The organism is Rouxiella badensis (assembly GCF_002093665.1).
In the GTDB taxonomy this organism is placed as follows: domain Bacteria; phylum Pseudomonadota; class Gammaproteobacteria; order Enterobacterales; family Enterobacteriaceae; genus Rouxiella; species Rouxiella badensis.
Genome location: NZ_MRWE01000010.1, coordinates 101,451 through 115,468, shown reverse-complemented (window position 1 = coordinate 115,468; position 14,018 = coordinate 101,451). Strand labels below are relative to the sequence as shown.

Sequence of the window (14,018 nt, the reverse complement as noted above, 5' to 3'; positions counted from 1 at the left end):
GGTGCGATGCCAGTTGATGCTCAGAAGGACGCGATTCAGGCCGTGGGTCAACCGACTACTCCCGTTTTGAGTTTGTTGAAAACCTACAACGGCTTCACACAGTTTATTGACCGTATCAGAAACGCGCCGGTGGCGCTGCTTTCCCAATCTTTTATTGTCGGCTATCAGTCTCGGGTTGAGCCGCTGAGCGGCAGGCTGAACGCGATGGTTGAAACGTTGCTGAGCCGCGCTTCTCAACCTTTGCTTCAGGGTCCTTGTTTTGCACCTTTTATTGACGTCGTCAAAGCGGATCACGCGCTGCGGACAGCTGAAAATTTGCAACTGCTTAATGCGCTTTATCAACCCGCACCTTTCCCGCCTCCAGAAATAGAGGACAGCGAGTTTTCGAAACAGATGGCCTACTTTCTGTCATTTGCAGGGCTTTCTGCGGCAGGTATCCCAGTTGAGTTCAACAGGCAGGTTTTAAGGCAACTTAGCAGGGCGCTTGCGCAGGCCGGTGCATTAAGAGGGGTAACAGCGAACGAAATCGCCGCGCAATGTGAAAGGCCGCTGCTGCTGTTCCTTTCATCACGCCTTACCGGCCGCTATATCACGCCGGAAATGGCCGTTTTCGCCCTGATTCCGATGCTTAAACAGGCCAACGCGCTGATCAACGGTTTGGGGACTGCGCTCTACCATATTATGACCTGCAACCCTTTGCGGCTGGCGTTTCCTGATACAGCTGACCGGACCGGGTGGCAAAAGGATACCCGCCACGCGCAGCAACAGGCCGCGCCTCTGACGCCTGATGCCGAAACCCTGCCGGGATATCGCCTACCCGGAATGGCTCCTTGCTACGGGCCGCCGTCGGCGATAGGGCGCTATGAGATTGCCCCACAGTCTAGCGCCTTTTTTTGCGGACATTATCGGGCAACGCCGGGAGGGTACTGCGTCAATGCGCCGTCCGAGAACGGTTCGGCGGTGGGTTTTGTGACGGCAGGAGTGGCGGGTTATGCTCGCGTATGGCCTCAGCAACGACAGATTGCGCTGGCAATGACCACCGGAAGGCTGGGCGTGACCCTGGACACGGCGGGAGCGTGGTTTTTGGACCTCTCTGCGCCGGTGGCGACCGGCGTTTCACCAGCCCGTCCCGCGTTTGACGCGCAGTCTTTGACCGTTGATTCGATAATGGCCACCCTGACTCGTGGTATCCAGCGCATTGAACGCCGGATGAGCATCATAGGCAGGGTATACGCTCAGCCGCAGGCTGATTATGTTCCTCACCGCTGGCACACCGGCAACAGGGCTCCGAGGGCAATAAATAGCGTGCCTTTACCTCCTGACCCGAGCGATCGGGCAAAGAATAATACGCCCAATATCGAGCGTATTTTCCCTAATGAGTATGTTTACGACGATATTACCCGGCGATATAAGCCGCTTTTTATCGCCGATTCGACCGATTTCACCCTCATCGATTTGGTCAAAGCGATGCTCGACGATGTTACCGTTGCCTGGTTGTGCAGCGATAAAGAGCAAATAATGCCCGTGCCGGTGCAACGCTTTTATGCCTGCGCCAATCTGGATATGCGCAATCAATCGCGCACGTGGGCGGTAAACGGTTATATAAATTATATTTTCCATCTTTTGAAAATAGAAAATATTTTCGATGAACAGGACGGTGGTGAACTCTATTATTTACTTAAACGCTTTGGTTATATTGATGCCGCGCTAAGTTTTGAACTAAAACGTTTTATAAAAATAAAATCCGGCAGTGATTATATCGATAAACGTCTTGCTGATATAATAGCAATCCTGGCCTTCCCCTTTCACCTGTTAAAAAACAAGGCCTATCACACTCATGAAATGCGCGGCTGGAAGTTGATGTTGGGTCTGCTGATTGAGCAATATTTTCCGCAGGAAAAAAGGGGTAAGCCGCTGGAGCGATGTAATGAATTTATTTATCTCATTACCGACGTTTCCGTTACACCCGCCGACAGGAAAAAGTTCAGGTCTATGCTGACCCACCCTCCGCTGAGTTTTGTTGTCCAGCTGATGGCGCAGGACTTGCTGCATGAGCGACTCAGTGAAAACAACCTCGAGCGGGTTATCGAGCTACTGTCTACATTTCACCTGATAGACAAGCAGCGAACCCAGGCGCTGAAGCTGAGCAGTCACGTGGTGGTCGAACAAATTTATGCCTTTTATAAAGACGACAATACGCTTGCCAAGAATGACCGGATAAACATTATTCGTGACTCACTGATTTCGTCGGTTGAATTAACGCTGAGGTTTATTATCGATAACTGGTTTAATCAGTCACGAAAAGGACAGGTAAAAGTCGGTATTCAAATTATCATTCTCAACTGCTGGATAAAGGGGGCTGCTCGCAGCCTGAGCAATAATAATCTTTTTCAGGGGGGCGTAGTTTCCTTTGAGTTCAATACCAGTAAATACCTGTTTTTTATCGATGACTCCGGTTCGTGCTCTTTCCTGGGGCCAAATGAAAGCGAGGCCCGCGCCGATATGCTGAATAATAAAAAGTTCTTCAAGGAAGGGGATATTAAAAGCGCCTTTCTCGAGAAGACGGGATATGAGTTTGAGCAGATTGACGGTGGTCTCGATCTTTCGTTCAGCGAGCTGGGTAGCTTTATTGTCGATGATGATTTCTCTGAGGCAGCGACCTGTTTTGTCGACCGCATTGCCTTTAGCAGCGCCCGTAAGAACAAGCTGATTGGCAGCACCTTTTTGACCCGTATGGAGGACTGGGCAAGAGATATCTCTCTGGCGTCGTTTATCCCGCTGTGGGGATGTTACGACGGGTTCCGCTCCCCATCTTATGATAACGTTGAAAAAAATATCGTGTGTAGCTTTGAGGCGCCCACGCTCTCCCTGGTGGCAAAGAAGGGCGTCGAGCTGACGAAAACCGTTAAAAGTCTCTTCTCATTTCGGCCACAGGATCTGTTTTCCGAAGCCACCGACACGCTGTCTTCTTCACGGACGTTATTTATGTCTCCGGCACGTGGAATAACTCTCTCTAGCGAAGTACCCACCGAAATATTCACCGCCAAAGACACCTCTGCGGCGATGCATACTATTGCCCGGCTGCACGGTTCGAGCATCGAGTCATTTTCCACCTATGCTACGGCCGAGCAACCGGTCTATTATTTCGGCAGCGCGCGACCTATCGTCTTACACACTTCAGACTCTTTCACTCTGCCGATTAATTCATTGGAAATCTCAGCCAGCATGGGTGACCTTGCGAGCACCTTTTCCTCTTTTAGCGGCAGAGTCAGCCTGAACTCTCAACTTATATATTCTGACGACGGCGAGCCTCTTGCCTTTGAAGATGACATTAGGCGATTTCTGGATATTGTGGTGGATAGAAGAAGAGAACATCAGCGGCAATCAATACAGGCAACCTTGGCTATTGTCGAAGAGCTTTCCAACATTTTTCTGGCCAATATTCCAGGTATGATAACCCGAAAAGTCGGTGCTAAAGCCTTCGCGTATTCGCTGTTGATGGTGGCGACGCTGGAAGTCATTAAAGCCTCTATTCTGGCGTGGTATAACGAAGATAAACACGGGGGCTATCAGGACACTAACGTCGTCGATTTCCAATTGAAATTCATCGATAAAATCAAGATGCAGTTGGCGATGAATATCAGTAGCGGAGAGGGGCGTCACGACCAGCCTCGGCTTATCGAGCGCAGCATCCCGCTCAGTGAGGAGGAGACCCGCGAGGTCATTCGCCAAGGGGTGGTGCCGTTGCCCGTCGAGGAGAGAATTAACACCCGGCGCTATGCCTCGGTTTCGGCGCTGGCATATGAATTTAATCAAAGTGTTATGGACATTTTACTCCTCGGGCTACCTTTACCGAGGGAGCCAATGCGGGCAATGTCGCTGACGCAGTCGACCGATAATAGCCTGAGCCTGCCCTCCAGGCTTTATTTCAAAACGCTTTCCCTTGAGCCGGAAAACTTTCTCGCTTTACTAACCTATAGGTACGGGCTCGATTATGTCCTTGATGACGTCCCGGTGAGTTGCGTCTCCTGTTTAAAAGGCCCCGGCAAGAGGCAGGAATATATCCGACTCGCCGACGCGCTGGTGAAGTACAAAAATACCCCGGCAGTTATCCGTTATCCGGCATTAATAAACCGACAGTTGCAGCAGGCGCTTGAGGAATATCGCCATGCCAGAGTGGCAGACTATGTGCGGGAATATAATCGCGTTCATGCTCTGCAATATTTACGGCTGGGTGAGCAACAGTATCTTAATGCCGACTATGCACAGTTACGGGAATATCTGTTTACCAGAAAAAAGGTTGAGCTGGCGGACCTTGAGATTACGCAGATAGATTTTCAGCCTTTTCGCGTATGGAGCGGCAAATTTACCGAACTCTGTGAGAGAGTCATACCGACGGAGAAAGCCAGGCCTTTCATTACGCTGTTGCCGGAGAATATTCCCGCGGATGTGGCACTGATGCTACATCAATACCTGCACGCCACGCCCGAACAGCGACTGGGGGAGCGAGCATCCTGCATCGCGCAAAATCGTCAGTCTGGCTTAGGTATCGGGATAGTCAAGTCGGCGGTCACGCCTTACTACACCTTACCGGCGGCGCTTTTTTTCACCAGTCGGCTGCTGCGTTACGGTTTGGCGCGAAAGGATTGGGAAGCCTTAACCTTCGAGTTTTCCAGTAACGGACAGGTCGAGCGCGTGTCCCTGATGGCGGTATTGGCCGGTCGGCTGCACGTCTACCTGAAAAGTCAGCCGCTGCTGCGCGGTAATAAGATGCTGCGCAGAGAGATTGCCGGTTATTGTCGGGCAAACACGGCATTACAGGGAGAAGAACGGCAAAACATTGAACTGTATTACGCTATTTACCGGCGTGACGCGGTGTATCTGGCGCAGACGGATGAATTTATTCGCCGCATTGCGCAGCGTTATGGCGTCGAGGAGACCCTCACCCAAGCGGCCGAGGTGTTGATGATTGATGCCTACGGCAGCCAGCGTAAAACGCTGCTGGCAGCGCTGGACGATAAAACCGACAACGCGATCATCGGTTATCCGGTCGACTGGCCCGCAGAGGCGCGCAATGAGTTGGACGTGTATCGCGATGTGCGTTTTGGAAATCTTATCGCCTGGCCGTAGCCATTAATGGGAAGGCAGGGCGCAAGAAATGCACCCTGCCAAACAGTCAATCAGGCAATACGACGCGTATCGGCCACCGCCTCACAGCGACGGATAGCCACAGGAATCGATTTAGAGGTTGGGGTATGAGTCTGATCGCCGAAGCTCGACAGCGGCACCAGCGGATTGGTTTCAGGGTAATAGGCCGCCAGATTCCCGCGTGGGATGTCGTAGCTGACCAGCTTGAAACCGCTTACCTTTCTCTCAATGCCGTCATTCCACAGCGTTTCAATTTCAACCAGCTCACCGTCTTCCAGGCCTAAGTCAGCCAGGTCCTGAGGGTGGATGAACAACACTTCGCGCTGACCATAAACGCCGCGATAACGGTCATCGAGGCCGTAAATAGTGGTGTTGTACTGGTCGTGCGAACGCAGCGTTTGCAACGTAAACGGCGCGTCGTCATTTTCCATCGGGATCACGCGCTCCGGCAGCGGTGCGGCGCTGAAGTTGGCCTTCCCGGTTGGGGTATTGAAGGTCAATTCTGCGGCAGCGTTACCCAGGTAGAATCCCCCCTTGATGTCGCAGCGTTTGTTGAAGTCCTTAAAGCCTGGGATAGTCGCTTCGATGTGGTCACGGATCAGGTTGTAATCATCCGCGAGCGCCATCCAGTCCAGATAACGTTTACCGAGCACCGCGTCGGCGATACCACAGACAATCGCGGTTTCAGAGCGCTGTTCGCTCGACAACGGCACGCCGACGCCTTCAGAAGCGTGGACCATGCTGAACGAGTCCTCAACGGTGATAAACTGTGAACCGGTGGCCTGCATGTCCAGCTCTGTGCGCCCCAGAGTGGGGAGAATCAGTGCTTCGCGGCCAGGTGTCAGGTGGCTTCGGTTCAGCTTTGTGCTTATCTGAACCGTTAAATCACAGTTGCTCAGCGCCTGCTCGGTGCGTGGCGTATCCGGCGCCGCAGCGGCCAGATTGCCACCCAGCGCGATAAGCACTTTGACTTCGCCGCGCAGCATCGCCTCGAGTGCCTCAACGGTGTTGTGGCCAGGCTCACGCGGTGGGGTAAATTTGAAATGACGCTCAAGGCTGTCGAGCAGCGGTTTTGGCGCTTTCTCGTCAATGCCCATGGTGCGGTTGCCCTGCACGTTACTGTGACCACGAACCGGACACAGGCCAGCGCCCGGTTTGCCCAGCTGGCCGAACAGCAACTGTAGGTTGGTGATTTCGCGCACCGTCGGCACGGAGTGTTTGTGCTGTGTAACACCCATCGCCCAGGTACAAATCACCCGTTCAGCCTTCATATAGATGTTGGCGGCTTCGCGGATCTCGAACTCTGTCAGGCCAGACTGGTGGGTAATTTGCTCCCAGGTAGTCTGATCGACGATATCCAGGTATTCATCCACGCCGTGGCAGTTTTTCTCGATGAAGTCTTCGTCAAATAATGAAGCTTCGCCGGAGGCAATACGCTGGCGGTGTTCTTGTAGCAATACCTTGACCATACCGCGAATCGCGGCCATGTCACCGCCGAGATTCGGCTGGTAATAGGCAGAGCTGATGCGGCCCGCTTTGGGGGTCACGACTTCGAGCGGTTTCTGCGGATCGGCAAAACGTTCCAGCCCGCGCTCGCGCAGAGTGTTAAAACTCACGACCTTGGCACCGCGATCGGCGGCGTGACGCAGGCTGTGCAGCATACGTGGATGGTTGGTGCCCGGGTTCTGGCCGAAAACGAAAATCGCATCCGCCTTGTCGAAATCGTCCAGACGAATCGTGCCTTTACCGACGCCGATGCTCTGCTTGAGGCCGACACCGCTTGCTTCGTGACACATATTGGAGCAGTCAGGGAAGTTGTTGGTGCCGAACATACGACCAAATACCTGATACAGGTAAGAAGCTTCGTTGCTGGCGCGACCGGAGGTGTAGAAATCAGCCTGATTAGGATCCTCGAGCCCCTTAAGGTGGCTGGCAATCAGGGAGAAGGCGGCATCCCACGAAATAGGCTCATAGCGGTCGGTGGTGCGGTTGTAGCGCATCGGGTGGGTGAGGCGACCTTGATATTCAAGGAAATAGTCGCTTTGCTCACGCAGTTTTGCCACGCTGTGCTGTGCGAAAAACTCAGGCTCTACCGCTTTACGGGTGGCTTCCCAGCTTACCGCCTTGGCGCCGTTTTCGCAGAAGCTGAAGGTGCTGTGGTTATCGTCGCCCCAGGCACAGCCTGGGCAGTCGAATCCACGACCTTTATTAACACGCATCAGGTTACGCAGGTTGGAAAGCACTTTTTTACTGTCGAAAACGTAACGGGTGGTAGCTTCCAATGAACCCCAACCGCCCGCCGCGCCGGTATAAGGTTTTATCTCGGATTTGAATTTCATTTTAGGTCTTCGCAGGTGTGTGTGGGTTAATCTGTTAAAAGAGATTTATCTGGAATGTTAATTTTATGTCACAACTTTATTAGGGATAATGCTTTACGTCTAATTGAATGTTGTAATTGTGGGATAGAGCGCATTGATGACGGCCCAAAATTTGGAAATTGTAAGCAAATGGTTTCATTGTGAAACTTTCAGCAAAAGTCTTGTTGTTTAGCTTCTGCGTGAATTGATGCACCCTATGCCGCCAATGGGTTGTTTTAACCTTGTGCGGCTTTCCCAATGACTGGGTTTCGGCTGACTTCAAAAGTGCGTTTGAGGATGATTAAGTGAAGCGTTTAGTATTGAGTATTTTGTCCGGTGTAATCTGTGTTTCTGCTAGCAATGCGTGGGCCGTAGCACCGATCGATTTTCAGGTAGTGCCACCCAGCATTGATGCTGCTTCTTATGTTCTTATGGATTACGCTACCGGCGATGTACTGGCTTCCGGAAATCCTGACGAGCGCCGCAACCCTGCCAGCCTGACAAAATTGATGACAGGATATGTCATCGACCGTGCGCTGGATCAGCATAAAATCACCATGGATGACGTGGTGACTGTGCCTCAGGAAGCCTGGGTCGCAGGCAACAAAGTGCTGGCCGGTTCTTCACTGATGTTCCTCAAACCTGGCGACCGCGTGACCGTGCGTAACCTAATTCAGGGCATTATCATCGATTCTGGTAACGACGCCTGCGTGGCCATGGCTGACTATGTTGCCGGTAGCCAGGACGCATTCGTTGGCATGATGAACCAGTACGTACAAAAACTCGGCCTGACTAACTCACACTTCGAGACCGTACACGGTCTGGATGCGCCAGGTCAGTACACCACGTCATACGACCTTGCTAAGCTTTCGCGCGCGATTATCGGCGGTGAGCCTGAGGAATATCATATGTATGACGAGAAGACGCTTACCTATGACAACATTACTCAGAACAACCGTAACGGCCTGCTGTGGGATAAAAATCTCAACGTTGATGGTCTGAAGACCGGTCACACCGAAACGGCGGGCTTCAACATTATCGCGTCTGCGACAGAAGGCAATCGCCGTCTGATTGCGGTGGTAATGGGAGGCAAAAGCTCAAAAGGTCGTGAAGAGCAGGCGCGTAAGCTGCTGACCTGGGGCTTCCGTGAATTTACCAGCATGCAGGTATTCAAAGCGGGCCAGAGCGTTTCGACCGAGAAGGTGTGGTTCGGTGATAAACCGCAGATTAAGGTGGGTAGCCTTGACGACGTATACCTGAACATTCCGCAGGCAGACAGTGAAAAAGTGAAGGCGCAGTACGTCTTGAACAATCAGCAGATTGATGCACCGCTGACCAAAGGTCAGGACGTGGGAACCATTAATATTGTGGATAACGGTAAAGTGATTAAAACTGTGCCACTGGTTGCGCTCGAAGACTTGCCGAAGGGTGGCATTGTTAGCCGCGCTATCGATTACATCAAACTGAAAATCTAGTTTCACGCCGAGTCAGTGATTGACTCACCGCGTAACAATCTGTCCTCACGGGCAGGTTGTTACGCCATCCTCGCTTTATATCAGTGGTCTTTACAACCGACGTCCTTTAATGCCGCGACCAGCCAAGGTAATGCAGGCTGCTGCCACTGTTCTACGCCGCTAATTTTGTGATTCACCTTATCCAAAATCTGTCGATAGGTGACGGCAGGGCACGTGCCGTTTCCGTTGTTCGTCGCCGACTGAACTGCCGCCATCATAAAACCGTTGCAGATGAGACGCTGCCCCTCTTGAGCCTTGGTTCCATCGTAGGTTGCGCCATTTTTACACTGGCGATAGATATCGGCTATGGTAGGCGAGGACGTAGCAGCCCGTTGCTCTCCCTGCGGAACGACAATCGCATTATCAAGCGCATCGCTGGCGTACACAGCCGGGAGCGACGCAAAAAATAATACCGTTGTGCTGCAAACAAAACGCCTTAAGTTTGGAGTCATATCAAGCACTTTTTAGAAAGAATAATCAAACTTTACGCGATTGTTAGATTAAGTAAAGATTGAGAACATACTTATCAACTCAAAATGTCCTGATTTCAGGCCCATTGGTTAAATTTTGACAGATTATAGAATCAGGGTTGTTATTGAACATTTGTCCGCTGCGAATAGCAGCGCAAGAAGCGCGTAAAATTGCGTCATCTCTTAATGGGGCAGTTTGTGGCAGGAAAAGGCGTCAGCGACCAGGATGGATATCGACCGGAATTGTGGCAATGGCGGTAATGACGAGGTTTATAACTCTGCGCTTTGGCCATCACTCAGCGAGCGTCAATAAAAAAGGCACCCTGGGCTATTTCCACGGTGCCATTGAGATTGCGCAATTAATTAGGCAGCGCGGAGATTTCTTTCACGTCGGCCTTATTTATCTGCTGTTTGGTGCCCCAGGCATCGGTATATCCGATCAACCCGGTACTGGCTTCAACAGGTTTACCGTCACTGATAATAGTGCGGGCGTCATTGGTATGGATTGCATAGCTCGTGCGTGTGCATCCAGTCAGAGCAACGGCAGATAGTAAAGCGGCGATTGAAATAACAATAACCTTTTTCATCTGAATTTCCTTTTGTCAGCTATCAACGTCCACTCATTGTTTCTCTTGAGTGGGTGGGTAATTCAATTCTAGACCGTTAAGAATAAAGAGAGATAAAAGTTTGCCTACCCACATCACAAAGTGAGTTATAAAGGTCGATAAAATGCGCATTGAGCCATAAAAACTGTTTCTGGCATCGAAACAGTGTAAATCGGTCGTTAGGGGGGAGTGACCCTGTTAACCGCCTCCGCTATGATTAACGCTATAGTGCGAAGAACATAAAAGATTCCTGTGGTCGGTTTTTTCGAATCAGTACTTCTACAAGTATATAAATTCTTAATGACCGCAGCGCCTCCCAATTAACTTACTGAAAATAAAGCCTTTGGACATTAAGCAACTTATCTATTTGTGTAATCTTGAGCGCGAAAAACATTTCGGCCGCGCCGCCGAGGCGAGTTTTGTCAGTCAGCCGACCCTGTCGATGCGGCTGAAGAATCTCGAGAAAGAGCTCGATCTCAATTTAATTAACCGTGGCAACAACTTCGAGGGCTTTACCGCCGAAGGCTTGCGGGTGCTGAGCTGGGCACGTGAGATTGTCTCGGTCTATGAAGGCCTCAAGCTTGAGGTCGCCTCGTTGAAGCAGGGCCTGAGCGGTACGCTGCGCATCGGCGTGATGCCGCAGTGCAGCCTGTCGCTAGCGGCGCTGCTGAAGGGAATAGGCCAGGAGCATTCCGGACTTGAGTATCGGGTCTCTGAGGTCAGCGCCGATCAACTGATCGAGGCACTCAGCAGCCATTCGGTGGATATTGGCATCGGTTTCTTCGAGTTTTCGACCCTCAACGAACTGCGTTTCCAGCTGTTTCCTCTGCACGACGGCGGTGTAGACCTGGTTTATCATCCCGATCACTTCCCGCAGCTTAGCCCGCTCACCCAGCTGAGCGTGCAGCAGGTTGCGGAGCTGCCGCTGTGTCTGTCAGAGCCAAGCCGCTATTTCCGCCGCTATCTGGATAACTATTTCCGCACCAACGGACTGGAGCTGCATCCGATTCTGGAAAGCAGTTCTATCTTCCAGCTTATGCAGGGAGTCTTTGTCGGACTGGGGTGTGCGCTGGTGCCAAGAGGTCACTTGATTGACGAGATGACGCCAGCACTCAAGCGCTGCTCGCTGGATATCGCGCCAATGAGTCGCCACGCCGCGCTGGTGGTTGCCGAGGCGGGAAGGGCAACGCCGTTGGCCCAGCACTTTTTTGGTGCCGCAAGCCGCTGGCTGGCTCAACAAGGTAACGCGAACGTCAGCAGATAAATTTAACTTTTCTGCCCTGGGCCATTATCCGACGTATTCCTATTGCGATGCGTCGTCATTCGCGACAAGCTTATGTTGATCAACATAAAACGAATCTGTAATCGCAAAATGGATGGAGCAAATGATGAAAGCATTTCGTAGCAGTATTTTGGCCCTGGCAGCCAGCGGACTTCTGATTGCCGGAGGCGCACAGGCCAATAGCCTTCTCGGGTCTCTGTCGGATGCAGCGAATCAGCAACTGAGCGGAAGCGGCAACAGCACGCCCGCGAACGGCACCTCGATGAGCCAGCTGACCTCTTTATTGAACGGCAGCGGAAATAACCTGACCTCGAAAAGCAGCACCAACGCGGCCGGTATCCTGCAATACTGTGTGCAAAATAACGTGCTCTCGGCAACCAATGCCACATCGGTTAAAGACAAATTGATGAATAAGTTGGGGATTGAGAACAGTACGGCGACACAAAAGGTCGATTATCAGGATGGGCTAAGCGGTATTTTGCATACCGGTAACGGTCAAAATCTGGATCTGAATAACCTCGGCGGCGGGGGATTCACTCAACTGAAAGAAAAGGTGAAAACCAAGGCCTGTAACGTGGTCCTCAAACAGGCGAAATCCTTCCTGTAACCCTCTGCGCCGCTATTAAATTATATCTATAATAGCGGCTTCAAACAGAGCTTAACCCCGGCGGTATTGACAGGCCCTTATTCGGGATAAACCTTCTCTTTGCTTTCGCAGAGGTCTTCAATCAGGCAGGACCCGCAGCGTGGCTTGCGCGCGATGCAGGTATAGCGGCCGTGCAGGATAAACCAATGGTGACAGTCGAGCTTGAATTCGGCAGGCACCACCTTCAGCAGTTTCTCCTCAACTTTTTCAACCGTGTCACCCGGCGCAAAACGCGTGCGATTACAGACGCGGAAAATATGCGTATCAACGGCGATAGTCGGCCAACCGAAGGCGGTATTAAGCACCACGTTGGCAGTTTTACGGCCCACGCCCGGCAGAGCCTCGAGCGCTTCACGGTTTTCAGGTACCTCACCGGCGTGCTTGTCGAGCAGAATACGGCAGGTCTTGATGACGTTCTCGGCTTTGGAATTAAACAGGCCAATCGTCTTGATGTACTCTTTCAGGCCGTCAACGCCTAGTTCCAAGATAGCCTGCGGGGTGTTGGCGACCGGATAAAGCTTTGCGGTCGCCTTGTTCACGCTCACGTCGGTGGCCTGGGCGGAGAGCAACACGGCAATCAACAGTTCGAAAGGCGTGGTGTAAACCAGCTCGGTAGTCGGATGCGGATTATTATCGCGCAAACGCTCAAGAATACTGATGCGTTTTTCCTTGTTCATCAGGCTTTCTCAGTGTTCCCTTGCGGTAAAGTATGCGCAGCGCGCGCTGCGGCACGGGCTTTCATCCGTTGGTCTATCAAGTATTTACCGGCCAGCAGCATGCCGAGACCGATGAACGCGCCCGGTGGCAGCATCGCCAGCAGGAAGGGGTTATCGAGGTGAATAACCTGCACGCGCAGCACTTTGGCCCAGCTCCCCAATAGCAGGTCTGCGCCGTTAAACAGAATGCCTGAACCCAGAATTTCACGCAGCGAACCGAGCACGAACATCGCACCGGTCGCACCGAGCCCGGTCATCATGCCGTCGAGCGCCGCAAGGTGTACTGGGCTGTTGGCGGCAACCGCCTCGGCACGGCCGACCACGATACAGTTGGTCACGATAAGCGGGATAAAAATCCCCAGCGCCTGATAAAGCCCAAAAGCATAGGCGTTGATCAGCATCTGCACGGTACTGACCACCGAGGCGATGATCAGGACGTAAATAGGGATACGGATCTCGTTCGGCACCCAGCGGCGGAAGGCCGAGATCATGGCATTGGTGCAGGTCAGCACCATGGTCGTCGCCAGACCGAGACCCAGGGCGTTGGTTGCCGTCGAGGTCACTGCCAACAGCGGGCAGAGACCAAGTAATTGAACGAGGGCGGAGTTGTTTTTCCACAACCCGTTAACGATTAGTGTTTTTGCTTCACTCATCACGTGCTCCACAAGGGGTGAGGTGGGAAAGCTGCGCAGGCACAGTTTCAATAAAGAGTGCGGTACGTTTTACAGAGCGGACCACGGCCCGCGGTGTGATAGTCGCACCGGTGAATTGATCAAACATGCCGCCGTCTTTCTTAACCGCCCAGCGCACGTCATTAGCGCCGTTAACAGTCTGATTAGCAAAGCTTTTGATCCAGTCCGAAATTCGCACTTCAATCTTGTCACCGAGTCCCGGCGTTTCATGTTGTTCAAGAACGCGGGTACCGTATACCTTGCCATGAAAATCGGCGGCAACCAATAGTTGAATCGCACCCGAATAGCCGTCAGGTGCCGTGGTCTCGACCACGGCGGCAACGGGTTGACCGTCTTTACGCGCCAGATACATGCGGTGAGGTGTCTCGGTACCCAGTGAATCACTGGTGACGTTGTAACACTCTTGCTGCATGTTGTTATCGTACACGCTGGACGGAATAACCTGATCGAACAGGCCTTTTTGCTGTAACAGGGCCTGATGTTCGATGGTCGGCTTGGTCAGCAGGTTAACCAGCGCGGTCATGCCGGTCATCAGCACACCAAAGAACGCAAGTGTCAGGCCATAGCGACGCATTGTTTCTAACATAA

At 52.2% G+C, this 14,018-nt stretch carries 10 protein-coding genes; 4 read left to right on the top strand and 6 right to left on the bottom strand.

Annotated elements, in window-relative coordinates; translation table 11 throughout:
• The first annotated feature begins 6 nt into the window (after positions 1-6).
• On the top strand, positions 7-5,130 hold the full coding sequence (locus BS640_RS08155; protein ID WP_084912342.1) for a hypothetical protein: 5,124 nt from the start codon (positions 7-9) through the stop codon (positions 5,128-5,130).
• A gap of 50 nt (positions 5,131-5,180) precedes the next feature.
• On the opposite strand, the gene BS640_RS08150 is transcribed toward BS640_RS08155, so the two are convergent.
• Positions 5,181-7,487: an FdhF/YdeP family oxidoreductase gene (locus BS640_RS08150; RefSeq protein ID WP_084912341.1), complete on the bottom strand. Its 2,307-nt coding sequence runs from the start codon at positions 7,485-7,487 to the stop codon at positions 5,181-5,183.
• Positions 7,488-7,810: 323 nt separating this feature from the next.
• Here BS640_RS08150 and dacD point away from each other — a divergent pair, with 323 nt between their 5' ends.
• Positions 7,811-8,980, top strand: coding sequence for a serine-type D-Ala-D-Ala carboxypeptidase DacD (gene dacD, locus BS640_RS08145; RefSeq protein WP_017490645.1), 1,170 nt, complete (start codon positions 7,811-7,813; stop codon positions 8,978-8,980).
• 80 nt (positions 8,981-9,060) lie between these two features.
• Here the strand turns inward: dacD and BS640_RS08140 are convergent, their stop codons facing one another.
• Entirely contained in the window at positions 9,061-9,471 is a 411-nt protein-coding gene (locus BS640_RS08140) for a hypothetical protein (RefSeq protein ID WP_017490644.1), read from the bottom strand.
• Positions 9,472-9,848: 377 nt separating this feature from the next.
• Entirely contained in the window at positions 9,849-10,076 is a 228-nt protein-coding gene (locus BS640_RS08135) for a YgdI/YgdR family lipoprotein (RefSeq protein WP_017490643.1), read from the bottom strand.
• 361 nt (positions 10,077-10,437) lie between these two features.
• On the opposite strand from BS640_RS08135, the gene BS640_RS08130 reads away from it, so the two are divergent.
• Together BS640_RS08130 and BS640_RS08125 are read left to right on the top strand one after the other, a co-directional pair.
• Entirely contained in the window at positions 10,438-11,358 is a 921-nt protein-coding gene (locus BS640_RS08130; protein ID WP_017490642.1) for a LysR family transcriptional regulator, read from the top strand.
• Positions 11,359-11,482: 124 nt separating this feature from the next.
• Positions 11,483-11,983: a YjjA family protein gene (locus tag BS640_RS08125; protein WP_084912340.1), complete on the top strand. Its 501-nt coding sequence runs from the start codon at positions 11,483-11,485 to the stop codon at positions 11,981-11,983.
• 77 nt (positions 11,984-12,060) lie between these two features.
• On the opposite strand, the gene nth is transcribed toward BS640_RS08125, so the two are convergent.
• From nth to rsxG, 3 genes are read right to left on the bottom strand one after another with little or no spacing between them, the layout of a single operon-like run.
• The gene (gene nth / locus BS640_RS08120; protein WP_017490640.1) at positions 12,061-12,699 is read right to left on the bottom strand and encodes an endonuclease III; all 639 of its coding nucleotides are present in this window, start codon (positions 12,697-12,699) and stop codon (positions 12,061-12,063) included.
• Positions 12,699-13,391 (bottom strand): electron transport complex subunit E, encoded by a 693-nt coding sequence (locus BS640_RS08115; protein WP_084912339.1) that lies wholly within the window; start codon positions 13,389-13,391, stop codon positions 12,699-12,701. Before BS640_RS08115 ends, nth begins: the two co-directional genes overlap by 1 nt.
• The gene (rsxG, locus tag BS640_RS08110; protein ID WP_017490638.1) at positions 13,384-14,016 is read right to left on the bottom strand and encodes an electron transport complex subunit RsxG; all 633 of its coding nucleotides are present in this window, start codon (positions 14,014-14,016) and stop codon (positions 13,384-13,386) included. The genes BS640_RS08115 and rsxG overlap by 8 nt, the downstream gene beginning before the upstream one ends.
• Positions 14,017-14,018 lie beyond the last annotated feature (2 nt).

Coding starts and splice junctions, on each gene's coding strand:
- BS640_RS08140 (WP_017490644.1), bottom strand. CDS start 9,471: ATGACTCCAAACTTAAGGCGTTTTGTTTGCAGCACAACGGTATTATTT.
- nth (WP_017490640.1), bottom strand. CDS start 12,699: ATGAACAAGGAAAAACGCATCAGTATTCTTGAGCGTTTGCGCGATAAT.
- BS640_RS08135 (WP_017490643.1), bottom strand. CDS start 10,076: ATGAAAAAGGTTATTGTTATTTCAATCGCCGCTTTACTATCTGCCGTT.
- rsxG (WP_017490638.1), bottom strand. CDS start 14,016: ATGTTAGAAACAATGCGTCGCTATGGCCTGACACTTGCGTTCTTTGGT.
- BS640_RS08155 (WP_084912342.1), top strand. CDS start 7: ATGCCAGTTGATGCTCAGAAGGACGCGATTCAGGCCGTGGGTCAACCG.
- BS640_RS08115 (WP_084912339.1), bottom strand. CDS start 13,391: ATGAGTGAAGCAAAAACACTAATCGTTAACGGGTTGTGGAAAAACAAC.
- BS640_RS08150 (WP_084912341.1), bottom strand. CDS start 7,487: ATGAAATTCAAATCCGAGATAAAACCTTATACCGGCGCGGCGGGCGGT.
- BS640_RS08125 (WP_084912340.1), top strand. CDS start 11,483: ATGAAAGCATTTCGTAGCAGTATTTTGGCCCTGGCAGCCAGCGGACTT.